The following is a 20,286-nucleotide window of genomic DNA, read 5'->3' on the forward strand; positions in this document are numbered from 1 at the left end:
GTTGAATCTGCTCGCGGGGAGTCAGGTAAAGCAATGCCCATATGAACGGTTATATGTACACACCAATCCAATAGCAATGAGTTGTCCTCATCTGGACGGAGCATAAATATGGAAACCCTCTACAACGTTTTTTTCATTTTTTACAGTCAAGTTATGACCAAAGCCCCCTTGCTGTTGGGGCTGGTGACCTGTATTGGCTATCTGCTACTCAAACAGGATGGTACCACTGTCATCAAGGGCACGGTGAAGACCATTGTTGGTTTCATGCTTGTCCAGGTCGGTGCCAGCACCCTGGTGGCAGGCTTCAAGCCAGTAGTGGATAAGATTGCGGAGTATCATCATCTCACCGGTTCAGTGATTGATCCCTATACCACCATGATGGCCACCATGGAGACGATGGGAGAAAACTACTCTTGGGTCGGCTATGCCGTATTGCTGGCCCTGGCGCTCAATATTCTGCTGGTATTGCTGCGCCGTTATACCGGGATCCGCACCATCATGCTGACCGGCCACATCATGTTTCAGCAAGTTGGTCTGATCGCGGTTTTCTACATGGTGATAGGGGCATCGATGTGGGAAACCATTCTCTACTCTGCTGTCATCATGGCGCTCTATTGGGGGATCTCCTCCAACATCATGTTTAAGCCAACCCAAGAAGTTACAGGGGGGGCTGGTTTCTCGATTGGTCACCAGCAACAGGTTGCATCTTGGATCGCCACTAAGATTGCGCCCAGACTTGGCAACAAGGAGGAGAGTGTCGACCATCTGAAATTGCCCAAATGGCTGCACATTTTCCACGACAGCATCACGGCGACAGCCATCGTGATGACCATCTTCTTCGGCATAATCCTACTTTCGTTTGGTCTAGATAACCTGCAAAAGATGGCGGGCCAGACCCACTGGTCAATTTACATTCTTGAGACCGGTCTCAAGTTTGCGGTCGCGATTCAGATCATCGTTGTTGGTGTACGTATGTTCGTTGCCGAGCTATCCGAGGCATTCAAGGGGATCTCCGAGCGCGTCATTCCTAATGCCGTGCTTGCTATCGACTGCGCCGCCATCTACGCCTACTCGCCCAATGCCATGGTATTTGGCTTCATGTGGGGAGCCATTGGCCAGTTCCTTGCCGTGCTGACACTGCTGGCCTTCAAGGCGCCGATCATGATCATTCCGGGCTTTATTCCCATGTTCTTCTCTAATGCCACCATTGGGGTGTTTGCCAACCACTTTGGCGGCTGGCGAGCGGTGATGAAGATCTGCTTTGTGATGGGGATTATCGAAGTCTTGGGTTCTGCCTGGGCTATTCATCTGTTTGCGGTCAACGGTACCAGCTTCAATGGCTGGATGGGCATGGCTGACTGGGCGCTGGTATTCCCGGTGATCATGCAGGGCCTCTCGCTCTCTTCTCTGTTCTTCTTTGTGTTGCTGGCTGGTACTGGGCTTTATATGTACTTCGCATCCCGCACCCTGCGTATGGAAGAGGATATGGCAGCACCCGGAGTGATCACAACAGAGGGGAAACCTGAAATTGTCAAAGGGAGAAATGCGGTACGGATCCTGGCAGTATGCGGAAACGGACAGGGTTCATCCATGATGATGAAGATGAAGATCGGCAAGTTTCTTGAACAACATGGTGTGCCACATGTCATGGACTCCTGCGCCGTGGCAGATTACAAAACTAAGCTTCAGACCACCGACATTATCGTCTCTTCCAAGCATCTGGCTGGAGAGATGACTCCCGGTGAGGGCAAGTTCGTGCTGGGTGTGCAGAATATGCTTAACCCCAATTCATTTGGTGATGAACTGCTGGGCATCATCAAGCACAACTTTGCAAATTAATCCAGAGAGAGCATTCTGCAAAAAGCAGTGGGCAAGGAGAAAAATATGAAATTCAAACAATCTTTAATCGAAAATGATTCGGTATTGCTCGGCGCTACAGCAACCGACTGGCGCAGTGCCATCAAACTGGGCACTGACATGCTGATACGCTCGGGTGCCGTTGAGCCTTGCTATCACGATGCGATCATCAGCAGCATCGAAAAAATGGGCCCATATATCGTGATAGCGCCGCAGTTTGCGATGCCTCATGCACGGCCAGAAAATGGCGTAAATCGTACGGCTTTCGCGTTAGTAACGCTGTCTATCCCGGTCAAGTTTGAGGGGGAAGATGAGTTGGTGGACGTATTGGTGACTCTTGCCGGTAGCACTTCGGATGAGCACATGGAGGGGCTGATGGAGGTCACTCAGGTACTGGAAGATGAAAATAGCGAGAGCGGGATCAATCTTGACAAGCTAAGAAAATGCCACAGCAAGGCTGAAGTATTTAACGTCATTGACCAAGCGTTGGCTAAAATTATCTGAGGTGCCCAAAGCGGCTCAGGAGAACGCAATGTACAAGTTATTGAAAGAGGCTGTACTGGAGACCAACCTGCTGTTACCCCGATACGGTCTGGTTATTCCCGCCTTGGGAACCATGCATGCTGATTATTTTTATGGGAATATTCCTTGCACGCGCCCGCAGACGTTGCCTGGTGCGGTAATTACGGGGCATGCACTACTTTGCAGGGGCAAGAGTGCAACACGCACTGGTCTTGGAGGCAGTTGCCACGATGGCTCTTGCTACTAGGATCTTGAATCCGGCGATACATATCGCTCAGGAACTGTCTGACAAACACTATTTCAGAAAACATGGTAAAAAATGCCTATTACGGCCAGCGTTAATTAGTCGATAAATTATTTAAACCGAACTGCTATTTATTTTTAGTGACTTTTTGTTACGGCCTTTCTTCGGATTTAAATCAATAAGCCATTTAATCACCACAAGGTTTTAAATAAAGGGGAATATATTATGACCAAGCCAATGTTACAAATCGCTCTGGATTCAACCGACCTTGCTACAGCAGTTGATATTGCCGATCATGTTGCCGGTTATGTAGAGGTAATCGAGGTTGGTACTATTCTGGCTTTCGCTGAAGGGATGTCTGCTGTACGCACTATGCGAGAGCGCCACCCGAACCACATTATTGTTTGCGATATGAAGACCACCGATGGTGGTGCCATTCTGGCGCGTATGGCCTTCTCTGCAGGAGCAGACTGGATCACCGTTTCGGCCGCCGCGCACGTTGCCACCATTGCAGCCTGTAAAAAAGTGGCCGATGAGTTTGGCGGGGAGATCCAGATCGAGATTTATGGTAACTGGACGCTCAATGATGCCAAACAGTGGGTCGATATGGGGATCACCCAGGCTATTTATCACCGTTCGCGGGATGCCGAGCTGGCCGGTATCAGTTGGACGCAGGCAGATTTGAGCAAGATGCGAGCGCTCTCCGAGCTGGGATTGGAGCTGTCGATCACCGGCGGCATTGTGCCGGAAGATATCCATCTGTTTGAAGGGATCCAAGCCAAAACGTTTATCGCGGGGCGCGCGTTGGCCTCTGAAAGCGGACAGGCAACCGCAGAAGCACTGCGTTGTGAGATAAACAAATATTGGTAAGTTGATGGTGATGGCGATCAGTGGGTTCTGTCGCATTAGGATAGGAAAGTTAGCAAAATTTCGTGGCCACATTTTTAGGTAGCCAACAAATAAAATGGTTCCACTGGTGATAAACGGGTCCGCTTGGAAAACGGAATCTATAGTCACTCCCGTTTTTGCAACACTGATTTTGAAGATATTGTTGGCTTGCTTGAATCTATCCGGCGTCTGAATGAGCTTAATTGCCCGCACCTTGATGAGTTCTGGCCTGATGAACCTCTAGAAAATATACGGCTTCAGATGAGCCTTTCCGTTTTACAGGTTCTTCAACAGGCCAGTTGGCCGTTCATATCATCAATAATCAGTATTCGCAAAACTAGATAATTGGCTGTTTAAAATTATTATCCTCGTTGGCTTTAGGCATGGAACGTCTGTTGCCGTGCCGTCAGTGCCCAGGCTATTCTGTCAGCGTGTTTGCCAGAAATTCAAAGAGCTTTGGCCTGGTAAACTTTTTACCCAGACCCAGATCGATACCAATGAATTCAATGTCTTTCATGATGGTTCTCCAGTTTAAGCCTGCCCTCTGCATAGCGGTATTTCATACGCCAGTATTTCGCCCCACTGGCACTGACTTCGAGATATAACCCTCCCCCATCAGTCAACTTGTAGGATTTCTCTTTCGGCTTTGCAGTCTCTACCTGGCGGGCATTGAGTTTCATTTGGGGGCATCTCTAAAATAACAGTATTTTTATGCCCCCTGTATAGGGTAGAAACCAGTAGACCACGGTAGATTCAGACAGACTACTTTCTCTATAACCATAGGATTATAAAAGGATTTATTGACGAAGAGAGAAAGCAGGAGATAGGCTTTGGCGGAAGATCACAGGAGTCGAACCTGCCAGGGACCGCTGGCGGCCCCATCTGGATTTGAAGTCCAGCCGCCCCACCGGGGACGATGATCTTCCATTTGGAAGAGGATGTAAGGCGGTGATTATAACGTGTTTATTGTATGGTGCTAGCCATTCAATAAACATGATAAATAATCCCCTCAAGTGGGGGGAAGGTAAGAGATGTTAGTGGGAGCGCCAAATCAGTTAATAACTCACTTCGCCATACTTATCACGATGCTCTTTCGGGGTAATGGAATAGCCTTTTTTGAATACCGAATAGAAGTATTGTAGCGATGGATAGCCACACATTTGCGATATTTCATTGATAGGCAAGGAAGTGGCAGCCAATAAGTTACGCGCCCGATCAAGCTTCTCTTCATGAATAACACCATGAATGGTCTGCCCGATATCATCCTTAAAGCGCTTTTCCAGATTTGAGCGCGACATTCCTACCGCATCTAATACCTGCTCGACCTTAATCCCCTTACAGGCGTGATGCCGGATATAATGCATCGCCTGAATCACTGCCGGATCCCGTAGCGAGCGGAAATCCGTTGAGCGACGGGCCATGACTTTAACGGGTGGCACCAGAATGCGCTGTAATGGCGGTGCTTCTTGTTGTTTTTGGCGCTGATTAAGGCGTTGATGCAACAACTTGGCTGCCCGATAGCCCATCTGCCGCGTCCCCTGTACCACCGAAGAGAGTGCCACCCGCGATAAATAGCGAGTTAACTCTTCATTATCGATACCAATAACACTCAGCTTCTCTGGCACCGCGATATCCAGATGCTCGCACACTTGTAGCAGATGCCGCGCTCGTGCATCCGTCACAGCAATAACACCGGTCTGGTGCGGTAAGGCCTGTACCCAGTCCGCCAGGCGGTTTTGGGTGTATTGCCAGTTAGCCGGGGCGGTAGCCATACCTTGATAAACCACCCCTTGGTATTGTTCCGCCGCTACTAGCTGCCGGAAAGCGTATTCACGCTCTTGTGCCCAACGCTTATCACTGCTGGCCGGTAAACCATAGAACGCAAAACGGTTTAACCCTTTCTCTTTTAAATGCATAAATGCAGCCTCAACCAGCGCTGCATTGTCAGTCGCAATATAATCGACTGGTGGATAATCTGCCGGTTGATGATAAGAACCCCCCACGCCGATTATTGGCACGTTAACATTTACCAGTAATTGCTCTATCTGCCGATCATCAAAATCAGCAATAACACCGTCGCCCAACCAATCTCGAATATTATCGATACGGCAGCGAAAATCCTCTTCAATAAAGATATCCCAATCACATTGTGAAGCCTGCAAATACTCGCCGACCCCTTCCACCACTTGCCGGTCGTACACTTTGTTAGCGTTAAACAGCAAGGTGATCCGGTAGCGTTTCTCAAACATGGAAATGGCTCCTGAAATGGGTGGGATATCAAGGCTCAATAAGCAGAAAGATCAATGCAGTATGGCATTGATCTCCCAGCGGAAGGATGGACTAAACCCGGCGTTTGGTTGCGGAATCCATCCATACAGCTAGCAACAAAATCGCACCTTTGACAATGTACTGCCAGAACGTGGGTACATCCAGCATACTCATCCCATTATCGAGAGAAGCCATAATAAATGCCCCCATCACGGCACCCGCCACACTGCCAATTCCCCCTGCAAGGCTGGTACCGCCAATCACACAAGCTGCAATAGCATCCAGTTCGGCAATATTACCGGCAGAAGGTGAACCAGCCCCCAAGCGGGAGCTAAGAATCAAACCGGCCATGGCCACCATCAATCCATTGATAGCAAATACCGCCAGTTTAGTGCGCTCTACGTTGACCCCAGATAAACGGGCTGCATCAATATTGCCACCAATGGCGTAGATCCGGCGGCCAAAAGCAGTCCGGGTAGCCATAAATATACCGGCCAGCATCAATGCCGTAAGAATCAATACCGGGGTAGGTACGCCGCGATAATCATTCAATAAATATATAGCCCCAAGAACTATTACAGCGGTAATAGATTGGCGAGTAACATCTCCTTGTGGTGCCGCAACGGGCAAACCCAGCCGAATACGGTGACTGCGCCGACGCCATTGCCAGGCCACAAACAGCATCAGGCCAATAGCACCGATACCAAAACCGAATCCATTAGGCAGATAGCTTTGACCGATTTGTGACATCGCATTGCTGGTTGGCGATACCGTGGTACCGTTGGTGATACCGATTAAGATGCCACGGAAAGCCAGCATCCCTGCAAGGGTGACAATAAATGAAGGAACCTTCCGATAGGCAACCCACCAACCGTTCCATGCTCCCAACACCAGCCCCAAGCCTAGCGTAACCACAATGGTTAGCGGCAACGGCCAGCCAAGCCACACATCAAAAATCGCTGCCACACCGCCAAGCAACCCCATCATCGAACCGACAGACAGATCAATCTCCGCGGAGATAATGACAAACACCATCCCCACCGCCAAGATGCCGGTGATCGCCGTTTGGCGCAGAAGATTCGAGATATTTCTGGCGCTGAGATACGCCCCTTCAGTGGTAAAGGTGAAAAACAGCATAATAATGGCAATAGCAGCCAACATGACAAAGACTTGCAAATTAACTGATTTTAGCCGAAATAGCGGCTTTTTAGCGCCATTATCTGGCGAGTTCAGTTCTGACTGATTAGCTTGCGACATGGGTTTCACTCCTGAGTGCGGCTTCCATGACCTTTTCTTGGGTCAGGTTATGGTTAATAAGATCAGCTTTGATGCGCCCCTGATGCATGACCAACACCCGATCACTTAATCCCAAGACCTCCGGTAATTCAGAGGAAATCACAATGACCGCAATCCCCTGCTGGACCAATTGATTGATTAATTTATAAATTTCATATTTTGCGCCGATATCAATACCGCGCGTTGGTTCATCGAGGATCAAAATTTGCGGGTTCAGTAGCAGGCATTTAGCCAGAATCGCTTTTTGCTGATTACCGCCGCTAAGGCGGGCAATTGCCAGCTCCGAAGAGGACGTTTTCACTTTCAATCGGGCCAGGGACTGCACAATGGTGGATTGCTCTTTGGCATCATCCAGCATGCTAAAAGCGCCGGTAAAATCATCCAAGGCCGCCAGTGTGATATTAGCACCCACCCCCATCACCGGTACGATGCCATCTTTTTTGCGATCTTCTGGCACCATTGCAATGCCCAGCTTCATTGCTTGCTGGCAAGTGTTGATGGTCACCGGTTTACCATCAATAAAGATATCTCCCTGCCAACGGCCCGGATAGACGCCGAACAGACATTGCACTGTTTCGGTTCGACCTGAACCTACCAACCCGGCAACACCTAAAATTTCGCCACGTTTTAATGTGAAAGAGACCTCATCAACCCTGCGAATATGGCGGTTGACTGGATGCCAGGCACAGAGATTCTCCACTCGCAGAATTTCTTCGCCAATATGGTGGGCTTCATGGGGGTAAAGCTCTTTAAGCTCGCGGCCTACCATCATAGCGATAATGTCATCTTCACTCATGGTCGCCGCCGGGCGGGTACCAATATGACGACCATCGCGGATCACACAGATATGATCGGATATCGCTTTAACTTCATTCAATTTATGCGAGATATAGATACAAGCAATACCGTGGTTTCGCAGGTCACGGATAATATCCAGCAAAATAGCGGTTTCACTTTCAGTCAGTGAGGCGGTAGGTTCATCTAACACCAGTAGCCGCACTTGTTTATTCAGCGCTTTCGCAATTTCAACGAGCTGTTGCTGCCCAAGGCCCAACTCACCCACGGGAGTGTGAGGGTCGACGAGCAGTTTGACCTGTGCCAGCATCCGCTGGCAGCGTAAATACATGGCATCGTAATCCATGATACCAAAACGCCCCCATTCAGAACCGAGGAACATGTTTTCCAGTACCGACATTTGTTTCACTAACGCCAGTTCCTGATGAATTATTGCAATGCCCTTTTGCTCTGTTTCACGAATATTTTTGGCCTGTAACATTTCACCTGAAAAAAATATTTCTCCTTGGTAAGAGCCGGTGGAATAAATACCACATAACACTTTCATTAGTGTGGATTTTCCCGAACCGTTTTCACCGCATAACGATAATACTTGCCCAGCCTCTAATGTCAGGCTGATATTATCTACGGCTTTAACCACACCGAATTGCTTGGTAATATTCTTCATTTCTAACAGGTAGGGCATAACCCCTCCTTAATACCGCTGATTTTATAGCATTGCGGCTACATTAAATAACGGCCATGTTAATAAATTAAATAACTGGCCGTTTATTACAAAGTCCAATCAGCAATATGCCAATCAATAAACATCTGCTTTTTTGTGGAATCCGTCAGCAATGATAGTGCTATCAATATTACTTTTATCAACTTGAATAGGTGTTAATAAATAAGCGGGAACATCTTTTATACCATTATTTAATTTACTGTTAGCTTTTGGCTCTTCACCTTTACCTAGTGTGACAGCAATTTCTGCCGCATCATTGGCTAATTTACTGATTGGTTTATATACGGTCATGGTTTGTGTACCGGCAACAATTCGCTTTATTGCAGCCAAATCAGCATCCTGGCCGGAAATAGCAACCTTCCCTGCCAACCCTTGTGCGGCTAACGCCTGAATCGCCCCGCCAGCAGTTGCATCATTGGATGCCACCACAGCATCAATCTTGTTATTGTTGGCAGTGAGTGCATTTTCCATGATTTTCAAGGCGTTTTCTGGTAACCATGCATCAACCCACTGGTCACCGACAATTTTTATTTTCCCGTCTTTTATCAGTGGATTAAGCACTGTCATTTGCCCTTGACGGAACAACTTGGCATTGTTGTCTACGGGTGATCCCCCCATCAGGAAGTAATTGCCTTGCGGCACCCGCTCAACCAGGCTTTTCGCCTGCAATTCACCCACTTTTTCATTGTCAAATGAGATATAAAAATCAATATCAGCGTTATTTATCATACGGTCATACGCCAATACTTTTATCCCTTCCCGTTTAGCTTCGGCGATAACGTTACTTAATACTTGACCGTTATAGGGAATAATAACCAACACATCAACGCCACGGTTAATCATATTTTCAATTTGTGACATCTGTGTTTCTTCATTGCCATTTGCAGATTGAACAAATACTTTAGCGCCGAGTGATTCAGCTTTGTTAACAAAAATATCGCGGTCTTTCTGCCAGCGTTCAAGGCGCAGATCATCTATCGCCATACCGATTTTAATTTCTTTACTGAATCCGGGCTGGCTAATCATCACCAGCGCGGCACATGCGGAGAGTAAAATGTTCTTAAATTTCATCTTTCGGTACCTTTCTTATTGTGCAAGCAGGGTAAGAGAAACGGTAAACATCAACTGCAATAGGGATTGTTGACGCTTATTTGCACATCGGCAATTACAGATTTTAATCCGCCAATTATGTTTTTTGGTTTAATGTTAATTTTATGATAACGATCATGTTTTCTTCACCATAAAATGCATGATTCCAGCGGAAGTTGTTATCCGCGCAATGAATATCTAAGCGTTTCTATAATTAAGCCGGTATTTATGAGATCTACGCCACAATTAATAATTCTCTGAATTTAAGTGTGAAATAACGTAATTGAGAGAATAGCTAACAACTCCGAAGATAAAAGCTCACCAGCCCGGCAAACGCAGGGCCAGCTTCCAAGGAGTATTGCATGCAATCTTATTTTGATGAATTAGAACAAGTGCGTTACGAAGGCAGCCAGAGCGCTAACCCGCTGGCATTTCATCACTACAACCCGGATGAGATTATCCTTGGTAAGCGAATGGCCGACCACCTGCGGTTTGCGGCCTGTTATTGGCATACCTTCTGCTGGGGCGGGGCCGATATGTTTGGCAGCAATGCCTTTGATCGCCCGTGGCAGCACTCAGGTGATGCACTGGCTCTGGCAAAACGCAAAGCCGATGTCGCGTTTGAATTCTTTCATAAACTGAATGTGCCCTATTACTGCTTCCATGATATTGATGTCTCGCCAGAAGGCGCGTCAATGAAAGAGTATCTTAATAATTTTGCTGTTATGACCGATGTATTGGCCGAGAAACAAGAGAGCAACGGCATAAAATTATTATGGGGTACAGCTAACTGCTTTACCCATCCACGCTACGGCGCGGGGGCCGCGACTAACCCTGATCCAGAAGTCTTTAGCTGGGCTGCAACTCAGGTCTTTACTGCCATGAATGCCACCCAAAAACTCGGTGGTGAAAACTATGTGTTATGGGGCGGGCGTGAAGGCTACGAAACCCTGTTAAACACCGACTTGCGCCAGGAGCGTGAGCAAATTGGCCGTTTTATGCAGATGGTGGTTGAGCATAAACACAAGACCGGTTTCCAGGGCACGCTATTAATTGAGCCTAAACCACAGGAGCCAACCAAGCATCAGTACGATTATGACGTAGCGACTGTTTATGGCTTCCTCAAGCAGTTTGGGCTGGAAAAAGAGATTAAAGTGAATATTGAGGCTAACCACGCCACATTAGCAGGGCACTCGTTCCATCACGAAATCGCCAGTGCCATTGCATTAGGTATCTTCGGTTCAGTGGATGCTAACCGTGGTGATCCGCAGTTGGGTTGGGATACCGATCAGTTTCCAAACAGTGTAGAAGAGAATGCGCTGGTGATGTTTGAGATCCTCAAAGCAGGTGGTTTTACTACTGGTGGGCTGAACTTTGATGCAAAAGTACGCCGCCAAAGTACTGATAAATATGACCTGTTTTATGGCCATATTGGTGCGATGGATACGATGGCGCTGGCACTGAAAACTGCCGCCAAAATGATTGAAGATGGTCAGTTGGCTCAACGCGTCGCCAAGCGCTATGCGGGCTGGAACACTGAGCTGGGCCAGCAAATTCTGCAAGGTAAACTGTCGCTGGAAGAGCTGGCACGCTATGCCGAGCAGCATAACCTGAACCCGCAACATCAGAGTGGTCATCAGGAACAGTTAGAAAATCTGGTTAACCGCTATTTATTCGGCTGATGCTTAAGATGGGGCACTCGCTGCCCCAACTTCACCTATAAGGAAGGCATATGTACATTGGCATCGACTTAGGCACCTCCGGCGTCAAAGCAATTCTACTGGCCGAAAATGGGCAAGTAGTTGCCAGCCAAAGTGCCGCTTTATCCGTTTCACGCCCGCACCCGTTGTGGTCAGAACAGAACCCGGCTGATTGGTGGCAGGCAACCGATCAGGCCATGCAAGCTCTGGCCGCAACACATGATTTGCAACAGGTAAAAGCCCTTGGGTTAACCGGCCAAATGCACGGTGCGACCTTACTGGATAAACAACATCAGGTGCTGCGCCCAGCTATTTTATGGAATGATGGCCGCAGTTTTGCCCAATGTCAGGCGCTGGAACACGCAGTGCCCGAGTCGCGCCAGATTACAGGTAATCTGATGATGCCTGGGTTTACCGCCCCAAAACTTAAATGGCTGGCTGAGCACGAGCCAGATATTTTTAGTCGTATTGATAAAGTACTGTTACCAAAAGATTATCTTCGCTTTCTGATCAGTGGTGATTTCGCCAGCGATATGTCCGATGCTGCCGGTACTATGTGGCTGAATGTTGCGCAGCGTGACTGGAGTGATGAGATGCTGGTCGCCTGCGGTTTAAACCGCCAGCACATGCCAGCGCTGTTCGAAGGTAGCCAGATTACCGGCCATGTCAGTACAGCTATTGCCCGCCGCTGGGGCATCAGCACCATACCGGTAGTGGCTGGGGGGGGCGATAATGCTGCCGGTGCCGTTGGTGTTGGCCTGTATCAGGCCGGGCAGGCAATGTTGTCACTGGGTACCTCCGGCGTCTATTTTGCCGTCAGTGATGGCTTTCTCAGCAACCCCGCCAGCGCGGTTCATAGTTTCTGTCATGCATTGCCGAATACCTGGCATCTAATGTCAGTGATGCTAAGTGCCGCGTCCTGCCTTGACTGGGCTTGCCAACTCACCGGTGTCGATAACGTTCCGGCGCTGATAGCAGAAGTCGAGAAAGCACCGCTTGCTGCTACCCCGGTATGGTTCCTGCCCTACCTTTCTGGCGAACGGACTCCCCATAACAACCCCAATGCTAAAGGGGCTTTTTGGGGATTTACCCACCAACATGGCAGAGCAGATTTAGCCCGTGCAGTATTGGAAGGTGTGGGATTCGCCTTAGCTGACGGGATGGACGCGGTGCATGCCAGCGGATTACAGCCGACTTCAGTCACATTGATTGGCGGGGGGGCTCGCAGTGCCTATTGGCGGCAAATGCTGGCTGATATCAGTGGCCAAACGCTGGAATATCGTACCGGAGGTGATGTCGGCCCAGCGTTGGGCGCAGCCCGGTTAGCTCAAATTGCACTAAATCCAAAAACGCCATTAGCGAACTTATTACCAGAACTGGTGCTGGAACAAACCCATTTACCTGATGCAGAGCGGCATCACCATTACACTGCTCAGCGAGTAATCTTCAAAAAGCTCTATCAGCAATTACTGCCGTTATGTAAATAAATAACACTTCGAGGCTGGGGATAATATCCCTCAACCCCGAAGTAACGTATTAGTAATAGTTGATTTTTACGATGGCAGTGGCATCAAATTGGCCCAACCGTATTGATTGCCCGGCGATAGCATTCAGGCTGGCCGTATAGTTTCTTGTTACCTGAGTCACATTGTTCAACTGCGCAAATTCTATATAACGGTTATATACAATCGCCTGGCTGGCATCATTGTAAATCGTCAATTTTGTGCCATTCTGCATATCGATGGCATTATCACCCACTAACGGATTAGTGGTTGAGAACTGCGCCTGAATAGAAAAATTGGACAAGCAACCTTGTTTGACTGCGGTAATGGAAAACGGTTGGCTGATATTGTTGCCGCTATTTTGTAGCAACGCTTTATTAAATACGCCAAAATTCACAATCTGTGATTCTGGATATACCACCAAGTCTGCACCGCAGGCGATAAACCGCACACCCGTTAACCCTGATAGGGCGTAACGCAAGTTCTTTGCCCCAGCAGTCAAGTTCAGACCGGTTGAACCATCAAGTTGGAATACCGTGAAGTTATCTGCGCCGACATAATAACCGCTCGAAGGTGGGTTACCGGTCACTTTAATATAGAGTCGGAAAGTCACCGTAACGGTAACGTTTTGCCCTCTAACTATCGCAGGGGAATTAGTATTTAAACGGGCCGCGTTAGTTTCTAACTCCTGCCCATTATAGCTGACACCTAATTGCAAACCCTGTCCCAACGATTGATGTAGCGGGTTAAAATAGAACCACACTTGGTCAACCGTCGAGCCTAATACGTTATCGCAATAGGCTGTAACAGTAATATCGTTCGATTCCCAGACTTTCGTCCCTGCTGCAACATTCGATGGTATCGCTAATTGCCCGATAGGTATCGCGGGCTTAATCACAACCCCAGTCCCCTTTTCAACACAATCAAGGGCATAAGCAGCCTGCGATAACAGCAGCGCCACCAATAAAATAACTACCGAGCCACCCATCCGGCCCGTTTTATTTAACATAGAATGAGTCATTGTCATTCCTTTACCGGTACCGGAACAGGTTGTGCGCATTACTTTTTCTTTTCCGCTGGTAGAATTTGGCAATCAACAGCCGAGCAGTTAAAAATACGTATGACCATGCCACCAAAATCATCCATATAACCAACACTATAGCGGTTGCCCCTATAACCTGGCGTCTTCGCAATCTCAGTGCCAAAAGGCGCGATCATTAAGCTATCGAAACCGGGGAAATTACCGCGATTATCCTGGCTTAAGTACCCTAACGTGATGTAATACGGTGTCGGGTTATGAATTTTCAGGCTTTCACCTTGCTTGCTAAGCTGTAATTTCTCCTGCCAGATCTCGTTGTAATCTGCTTTTATCGCCGTAGGGCGGTAAAATAGCTTCACTCTATTTTGAATCGCAATTTGCACCACGTTAGTCATTTCACTTTTCGGTGGTACTTCCCGCACGTTAAAATAGAATAACGTCTCACGATCAGTGGCTAACTTTTCAGCATCAGGCAATTTCATAATACGCACTTGGCTTTTTTGGCCCGCATCAATCCGTTGCATCGGTGGCAAAGCAACCAATGGGCTATCTATTTTCTGACCGGCGGCATTTTCTAACCATGATTGCGCCAAATAAGGTGATGTTTTACTCTGGTTCTGCAAAATAATACTGGCAGACTTGTCGTTACCGTTGAAGATAATCCGAGTGCGATCAAGGTTAATCGCCGCCTCGCTGACTATTGAGGTAAACAATAAGGCTATCCCTACCAGGGCTTTATTTATCGGCTGGTTTTTCCTAATAGGCATCATATTATTAAGGTCTTTCATGCTCTGTTCCGCTCTAATTTGTATCGTTATGCTGTGAATAACTGTTTTAAGTAAGTAACAGTTTAGTGTTAATTAATACTTGCCCACATTGTAGTCTAGTCTACTGACAAGGAAGGAGAATCTTCCCTGAATTCATGCCGTTATTTTCCGGCAATATTATTTTGCACTGTTTTTTACCCCACTGAACCGTCAGTTTCCCGGCATCGTCTAAACCTGCTAAATAGGTCAACCCACTCTCACCTAAAATACCCACCTCAGCCCCGGTTTTATCGGCAAGAACCGATGACCCAAGTGGCGGGAAACTACCATCATCAAGGCGGATTATGGCCATAATTTGCTGGCCTTTTACTGCCCTAATTTCACGGTAACCAATTGCCCCTTCAGTCAGAGTTTTTTGGATAACTGTACTATAAACTTCAATATCTTCCGGCAGGCTTTGCACATCGACCCGCACGTCAGACTGCTGATAACTGGTGACACCATTTACTACCGCCACACCAAACCGGTTGGTAATAGCCGAATTATTGTTCAGTGACACGCCTGAAACATCACCGGTATCAATCATTATTCTTGGCTCGTTACCGGATTTATTCTGGTGAGCTGAAACACCTTTCGCTGTCGCCGTTATCGAGCCATACCAGTTGGTATTCAATGAGTTATATTCATTATTTTTATGGCTGGCATCGACACCAAACTCACCATAAGGGGAGCTATGTTGATAGCCACCACGGAACACGCCATTTCCTTGCTGTATTTCAGGGCTGGCCCCCCCAGCACTAACGCGCCAGATATTCCTCGGATCCTGGCTGTTGAAATAGGAGATATTCTGTGAGTAACCGTTGTTCTTATCATGTTGCGCGTCATAACTGACCTGCTGCCCAACACCAATCGGGACGCTGAATGAGAAGAACACCTGATTTTCGCTTTCATACTGGTATTTTACTTTATTGGCAGAGATTGTCGTCGAAATGCCTTTAAAAGAGCCAATATCAAAAATTTTGCTGACAGAAACACCGTAATTATTACTGGATACATCATTCCAGTAAGTTTTATGGGTGGCCGATAAGTACATTGTGATATCCGGCCAGGCCAAGTATTGATTCGCAGTCACGGTGTATGTTTGCTTATCATTTTGTAGATAATTATTGCCATTTAGCCGATCCAAATACTGGCTCATGCTCATAAAGTTCTTTTCGGAAAAACGATATCCGGCAAAGGTAATCTGGCTATTAGTCTGGTCAAAGCGCTTGGAATAGTTGACCCGATAACTTTCGCCACTCTGCTTGCCGTCATGCGGTAACTGAGAGCGAGAATGCGTAACATCGACAGACAACGCACCGAAGTCATGCAAATTTTGCCCAGCACCCATGGCTACCGCGGTGTAATCCTGTGAAGTTGCTATCACCCCGCCATACAAGGAAACATCATTAAATGCCCCCCACGAGAATTCGCCATTAAAGAACGTGGGATCACTTACCGCGTTATTATTACCCTGCATCGGGCGGCCCAAAGCCGTTTTATAACGGATAGCACCTTTCCGAGTTAAGAATGGTACGGTCGCGGCGCTGACTTGAAAAGTAGTGACACGACCGTCCTCCTCTTCTACGCGGACATCAATATTCCCCTGTACCGCTTCACTGATATCCTGAATAACAAACGGCCCCGGAGCGACGTTGGTTTGGTAAAGGGTACGACCATTCTGGCTCAGAATAACTCTGGCGTTAGTGCGAGCAATCCCGATCACCTGCGGTGCATAGCCACGCATTGTCGGTGGTAACATCCGTTCATCACTGGAAAGTGATGCCCCCAGAAAACGAAATGAATCGAAAATACTGGAACTGAGATAGGTTTGGCCGCCAACAAATTTAGCCCCTATCGCCGGGATAGCCCTAAAAGCATACACTTGCGACCAGTCAAAATTACTGTAGTGCGAGCCTTCTGTTTCATTATTGGTATATTGATAATCAGCACGAATCCGCCATGGCCCCATATTGGCACCCGCAGTTCCATAGCTGCTAAAATTAGTGCTACTGCTACCACTTTTCGGCGCATAACGATTACCAAACAGGTTGTAATCTAATATAACGCCGGGAACACCATCATCCCATTGAGAAGGCGGCACCCAGTTAGGGTCGCTATATGCCAGCCATGCTTGTGGAATAGAAATAATTAAGTATTGTTTTTCTTTATCGTAATTTGCCGTAATTTCTTCTTTTTGATCAATAGAAACGCACTTGCCATCATTCCATAATGTTAGCGACTCGCGAACAGTTGGAGATAAGCCCAACAGGTCAACTAATTCTGGCGACAGACATAATTTAGTTGACGTCCCATTATCAACAGATAAATAGGCTATTAGGTCGCGTTCAGGCAACAGTCGGCCATTAATCAGCACATCAAGTAGATAATTACCTGCAGGGGTATAATCATCAACTTCAAAGCGAGATAGGTCAATGTTACTGCGATCTTTTGCATCAATAATATTGGTATTGAACTCTACAGCCACCGCTCGTCCAGGCAAGAATAAACATATACCGGCCAACGTTAATATTTGCACCATTCGAAAGATCATTTCTTTTCTTCTAGATTTATATTGCATAAATAAATCACTGTCTTATGGCAAAGTATTAATAAAGGGGAGTCTCCTCCCCTTAAATTGAAGCTATATATCCGGTAACCCGAACAAGTACGCACCGCTAACGCCACTGTTACGTCAAGTACAAGGGTATTACCCAAAGTAATTGGTGTTTCAGCAAGGCAGCAAACAAATAAATCCCGATGAGCTGACTCCAGTCAGTGATTCGGATGAATGAGTGCCGCTAACGCTGCTGTTACGTCAAGTACCAAGGGTATTACCCAAAGTAATTGGTGTTTCAGCAAGGCAGCAAACAAATGAATTCCGATGAGCTGACTCCAGTCAGTGATTCGGATGAATGAGTGCCGCTAACGCTGCTGTTACGTCAAGTACCAAGGGTATTACCCAAAGTAATTGGTGTTTCAGCAAGGCAGCAAACAAATGAATTCCGATGAGCTGACTCCAGTCAGTGATTCGGATGAATGAGTGCCGCTAACGCTGCTGCAACGCCAAGTACGAAGGGTAATTTTATTTATAGTTCAGCGCGTAAGTAGCCTGAGACACAATAGTACCGGTTGTTACAGGTGCGCCGGTTGCTTCAACGCGAGCTGCGAATACTATCTGATTCGGGCCAGTGACCAAGTTGACATCGGCACCGGTATCACCCACTTTCAGCAATGCGCCGTTAGTGTCGATCAGACGAATACCTGCACCACCTGCGCTACCGGTGTTTGCCAGCAATGCAGGAGAGGTTGCATCAGAAACGCCGCCGAAAGTTACGCTAACTTTAGACATTGCTGGATAAGTTACTGAACCTGCGGTTTGTTCAGTCAGATCACAATCTTGCAGATCAATGCTGTATTGAACGTTCTGAGAATATTTATTGCCGGTTTCTAATACTTTATTCGCTACCTGACCCAGATCTACGCTGATATCAGTAGAGTTTGGCGCGATAGAGCACGGTGCATTAATAACAGTACCGGTGAAATGAATACGGCCATTACCTTCATCAGCAGCAAATGCCTGGGAAATGAAAGCGGAAGATGCTAACGCAATAATAAATGCACTTTTCTTAAAGTTAGACATATTAAAAAACCTTTATTTAGACACCATATTTAAAAAATACGCTAATGGAATACCATCAGCGGCTCACGTCATTACCGATGGCTATACCACGATAAAATAAACAAAACCATGGAGATAGTAATTTAATAAAAAATGAAATCACAAAATAATGCTGAAATTAAATTGTAAAAATGCATTCCAGAATAAAAATCCCAGAATTAAGTTTCAAAATTTAAATTTTAACCATCAAAATGTAATTTATATTAAATAGTAGTCGATACTTTATAAACCTCCATGTATTTATATTACTTAGCCGTTCTCGCCCCGACTGGACATGAATAGGACTATACGCGATCTTTTTATCTAGTAAATACGCATTTATCAGCCAAATCGATCGTTATCCATAATATATTTAGCTTTTTATGCTATATAAATAGCTTAATTGTAGCTGTTTACGCCAAATTTCACTAGCTAATCAAGGTTATGCTTCAAATATATTAACAATATCAGCAATAAATCTTATCTGTGCTTATTCGACAAATCAGAGGTATCGACATGCTAAATGGAAAGTTCCTACAAAAATGCAGGAATATATTCATACAGTATCAATGGAACTGTTCTTTTCATTGTTTCAAATTGTATATTCTAGGCAGTGAATGAATTTTTAAGTCAATTTTTGTTGATACAAAAGAGGTTGGATACAGAACAATACATACACCAAGATTTCAATATACAAGTAGGTGGCGAGTAATGAGCACAGCTAACACACCTGTAAGTTGAAGGATAACAGGTATAAACCAATAGAAACTGGTCCCTTTTACTCCCTATGATGGCCGGATTTGGCATTCCTCTCTATCTAAAACCCGCCCATTATGGAGTCACACTCATACGATGGAGGGCCGGAAATGACTAACAGCGCATTATTGATTATTGATGTTCAACAATCTTTCGAACATAAAGATTTTTGGCAGCAGCATGATTTGCCCGCCTTCTCTGCGGCGTTGAATCAGTTAATTAACGGCTGTAAGCTGCGAGGAGTGGCACTGGTAGACGTTTTCCATGTCGCCCCAGAAGGGCCGTTTTCACTGGCTTCTGGCTATGTTAAACCGATGTCGCTGGTTTCCCATCAGGCGGATGTTACCGTGCAAAAGCGGGTACATAACGCGCTAACTGATTCAGGGTTGGATCAATGGCTAAAGGAAAGGCAGATAGATCATCTGATTATTGCCGGTATGCGTACTGAGCAATGCTGCGAAACCACCGCCCGTGTGGCATCGGATTTAGGTTATCAGGTGACCTTCGTGACTGAGGCCACGCTAACTTTCCCAATGACACAACCTAATGGCGTGGTATTGAGCAGCGAAGAATTGAAGCTGCGTACTGAAACCGTGTTAGTCGATCGGTTTGCCACTATCCGTACTGTCGCGGAAACACTCGATACCCTTGATACACTGCCGTCAGCCGTGCTTGCAGAAAAAACAGTAAACTGGCAACCACAGCCTTATTTGCCACGAGATATCACCTCTGCCGGCGTTAAATATCTTAAGCAGTGGCAGTTGAAGCGCTATGTTATCCGTTACTCGCAGGCTCAAGGTGACACGCCAGATTACGCCCCCGCTTATCAGTTAGTTGGGCAGTGGTTACCTGATGAAGCAGAAACAGTGAACCGCCCAGGTATTGGTTTTGTAATTGAGCATCAGGGGAAAACACTGAATTACCTGATTGTCGGATGGTGGGATAATGAAAACGAACTGCGCGTGAAAGTCTGGGTGCAAGAGCAGGGAGTGTGGCGCGCGGCGCGGGATGAATCATTCTGTGTGTGGGATTTACAGGTCATGGCCTTTGAACGCGATGCTTTTGTTGCTACTTTGCTACAGCATACCCCGGATATTCCGGCTTACCTGAACCGTTATCTGACGGTAACTGTGGATTAA

Annotated in this window: 14 protein-coding genes, 1 tRNA gene and 2 pseudogenes; 7 read left to right on the forward strand and 10 right to left on the reverse strand. The window is 46.8% G+C overall.

Going from position 1 to position 20,286, the window contains the following annotated elements; genetic code table 11:
• The first annotated feature begins 108 nt into the window (after positions 1–108).
• The 4 genes and pseudogenes from EL015_RS20915 to EL015_RS20930 all read left to right on the forward strand — a co-directional run bounded on the left by EL015_RS20915 (position 109) and on the right by EL015_RS20930 (position 3,493).
• On the forward strand, positions 109–1,839 hold the full coding sequence (locus tag EL015_RS20915; RefSeq protein ID WP_005186928.1) for a PTS ascorbate-specific subunit IIBC: 1,731 nt from the start codon (positions 109–111) through the stop codon (positions 1,837–1,839).
• A 45-nt stretch (positions 1,840–1,884) separates the two neighbouring features.
• On the forward strand, positions 1,885–2,361 hold the full coding sequence (locus EL015_RS20920) for a PTS sugar transporter subunit IIA (RefSeq protein WP_032906767.1): 477 nt from the start codon (positions 1,885–1,887) through the stop codon (positions 2,359–2,361).
• Between the two features lie 85 nt (positions 2,362–2,446).
• Positions 2,447–2,721, forward strand: a pseudogene (locus EL015_RS22130) (class II aldolase/adducin head domain-containing protein); the annotation flags it as partial.
• 127 nt (positions 2,722–2,848) lie between these two features.
• Positions 2,849–3,493 (forward strand): 3-keto-L-gulonate-6-phosphate decarboxylase UlaD, encoded by a 645-nt coding sequence (locus tag EL015_RS20930; protein WP_005186922.1) that lies wholly within the window; start codon positions 2,849–2,851, stop codon positions 3,491–3,493.
• 566 nt (positions 3,494–4,059) lie between these two features.
• Here the strand turns inward: EL015_RS20930 and EL015_RS20935 are convergent.
• The 6 genes and pseudogenes from EL015_RS20935 to xylF form a co-directional block, all read right to left on the reverse strand.
• Positions 4,060–4,191 (reverse strand): annotated as a pseudogene (locus EL015_RS20935) (Arm DNA-binding domain-containing protein); the annotation flags it as partial.
• A gap of 151 nt (positions 4,192–4,342) precedes the next feature.
• Positions 4,343–4,437 (reverse strand) — tRNA-Sec (locus EL015_RS21770).
• A gap of 129 nt (positions 4,438–4,566) precedes the next feature.
• On the reverse strand, positions 4,567–5,760 hold the full coding sequence (gene xylR, locus EL015_RS20945; RefSeq protein ID WP_005186917.1) for a D-xylose utilization transcriptional activator XylR: 1,194 nt from the start codon (positions 5,758–5,760) through the stop codon (positions 4,567–4,569).
• Positions 5,761–5,851: 91 nt separating this feature from the next.
• Positions 5,852–7,036 (reverse strand): xylose ABC transporter permease XylH, encoded by a 1,185-nt coding sequence (gene xylH / locus EL015_RS20950; RefSeq protein ID WP_032906766.1) that lies wholly within the window; start codon positions 7,034–7,036, stop codon positions 5,852–5,854.
• Positions 7,023–8,555 (reverse strand): xylose ABC transporter ATP-binding protein, encoded by a 1,533-nt coding sequence (locus tag EL015_RS20955; RefSeq protein ID WP_005186913.1) that lies wholly within the window; start codon positions 8,553–8,555, stop codon positions 7,023–7,025. The genes xylH and EL015_RS20955 overlap by 14 nt, the downstream gene beginning before the upstream one ends.
• Positions 8,556–8,669: 114 nt before the next feature.
• Positions 8,670–9,665 (reverse strand): D-xylose ABC transporter substrate-binding protein, encoded by a 996-nt coding sequence (xylF, locus tag EL015_RS20960; protein WP_005186910.1) that lies wholly within the window; start codon positions 9,663–9,665, stop codon positions 8,670–8,672.
• Positions 9,666–10,045: 380 nt separating this feature from the next.
• Here xylF and xylA point away from each other — a divergent pair, with 380 nt between their 5' ends.
• Both xylA and xylB read left to right on the forward strand, forming a co-directional pair.
• Positions 10,046–11,365, forward strand: a complete 1,320-nt coding sequence (xylA, locus tag EL015_RS20965) for a xylose isomerase (RefSeq protein WP_005186907.1) — start codon at positions 10,046–10,048, stop codon at positions 11,363–11,365.
• A gap of 50 nt (positions 11,366–11,415) precedes the next feature.
• A complete protein-coding gene (gene xylB, locus EL015_RS20970; RefSeq protein WP_005186902.1) occupies positions 11,416–12,870 on the forward strand; it encodes a xylulokinase in 1,455 nt (484 codons plus the stop codon).
• Between the two features lie 49 nt (positions 12,871–12,919).
• Here xylB and EL015_RS20975 read toward each other — a convergent pair whose 3' ends face one another.
• From EL015_RS20975 to EL015_RS20990, 4 genes are all read right to left on the reverse strand, one after another.
• Positions 12,920–13,906: a fimbrial protein gene (locus EL015_RS20975; protein WP_032906789.1), complete on the reverse strand. Its 987-nt coding sequence runs from the start codon at positions 13,904–13,906 to the stop codon at positions 12,920–12,922.
• 38 nt (positions 13,907–13,944) lie between these two features.
• Positions 13,945–14,712 carry a fimbrial biogenesis chaperone gene (locus EL015_RS20980; RefSeq protein WP_032906765.1) on the reverse strand — a complete coding sequence of 256 codons (768 nt, stop codon included), beginning with the start codon at positions 14,710–14,712 and terminating at the stop codon, positions 13,945–13,947.
• A 100-nt stretch (positions 14,713–14,812) separates the two neighbouring features.
• Positions 14,813–17,272, reverse strand: a complete 2,460-nt coding sequence (locus EL015_RS20985) for a fimbria/pilus outer membrane usher protein (RefSeq protein WP_241971668.1) — start codon at positions 17,270–17,272, stop codon at positions 14,813–14,815.
• 543 nt (positions 17,273–17,815) lie between these two features.
• Positions 17,816–18,373 (reverse strand): fimbrial protein, encoded by a 558-nt coding sequence (locus EL015_RS20990; RefSeq protein WP_005186875.1) that lies wholly within the window; start codon positions 18,371–18,373, stop codon positions 17,816–17,818.
• A gap of 884 nt (positions 18,374–19,257) precedes the next feature.
• Here EL015_RS20990 and EL015_RS20995 point away from each other — a divergent pair.
• Positions 19,258–20,286: an isochorismatase family protein gene (locus EL015_RS20995; protein ID WP_005186873.1), complete on the forward strand. Its 1,029-nt coding sequence runs from the start codon at positions 19,258–19,260 to the stop codon at positions 20,284–20,286.

It is taken from the genome of Yersinia intermedia, from assembly GCF_900635455.1.
In the GTDB taxonomy this organism is placed as follows: Bacteria; Pseudomonadota; Gammaproteobacteria; order Enterobacterales; family Enterobacteriaceae; genus Yersinia; species Yersinia intermedia.

What these genes read in the sequence shown, in the direction of transcription:
- EL015_RS20920 (WP_032906767.1), top strand. Translation starts at nt 1,885, where the DNA reads ATGAAATTCAAACAATCTTTAATCGAAAATGATTCGGTATTGCTCGGC.
- EL015_RS20915 (WP_005186928.1), top strand. Translation starts at nt 109, where the DNA reads ATGGAAACCCTCTACAACGTTTTTTTCATTTTTTACAGTCAAGTTATG.
- EL015_RS20975 (WP_032906789.1), bottom strand. Translation starts at nt 13,906, where the DNA reads ATGACTCATTCTATGTTAAATAAAACGGGCCGGATGGGTGGCTCGGTA.
- EL015_RS20995 (WP_005186873.1), top strand. Translation starts at nt 19,258, where the DNA reads ATGACTAACAGCGCATTATTGATTATTGATGTTCAACAATCTTTCGAA.
- EL015_RS20980 (WP_032906765.1), bottom strand. Translation starts at nt 14,712, where the DNA reads ATGAAAGACCTTAATAATATGATGCCTATTAGGAAAAACCAGCCGATA.
- xylA (WP_005186907.1), top strand. Translation starts at nt 10,046, where the DNA reads ATGCAATCTTATTTTGATGAATTAGAACAAGTGCGTTACGAAGGCAGC.
- EL015_RS20955 (WP_005186913.1), bottom strand. Translation starts at nt 8,555, where the DNA reads ATGCCCTACCTGTTAGAAATGAAGAATATTACCAAGCAATTCGGTGTG.
- xylF (WP_005186910.1), bottom strand. Translation starts at nt 9,665, where the DNA reads ATGAAATTTAAGAACATTTTACTCTCCGCATGTGCCGCGCTGGTGATG.
- EL015_RS20990 (WP_005186875.1), bottom strand. Translation starts at nt 18,373, where the DNA reads ATGTCTAACTTTAAGAAAAGTGCATTTATTATTGCGTTAGCATCTTCC.
- xylR (WP_005186917.1), bottom strand. Translation starts at nt 5,760, where the DNA reads ATGTTTGAGAAACGCTACCGGATCACCTTGCTGTTTAACGCTAACAAA.
- EL015_RS20930 (WP_005186922.1), top strand. Translation starts at nt 2,849, where the DNA reads ATGACCAAGCCAATGTTACAAATCGCTCTGGATTCAACCGACCTTGCT.
- xylB (WP_005186902.1), top strand. Translation starts at nt 11,416, where the DNA reads ATGTACATTGGCATCGACTTAGGCACCTCCGGCGTCAAAGCAATTCTA.
- EL015_RS20985 (WP_241971668.1), bottom strand. Translation starts at nt 17,272, where the DNA reads ATGGTGCAAATATTAACGTTGGCCGGTATATGTTTATTCTTGCCTGGA.
- xylH (WP_032906766.1), bottom strand. Translation starts at nt 7,036, where the DNA reads ATGTCGCAAGCTAATCAGTCAGAACTGAACTCGCCAGATAATGGCGCT.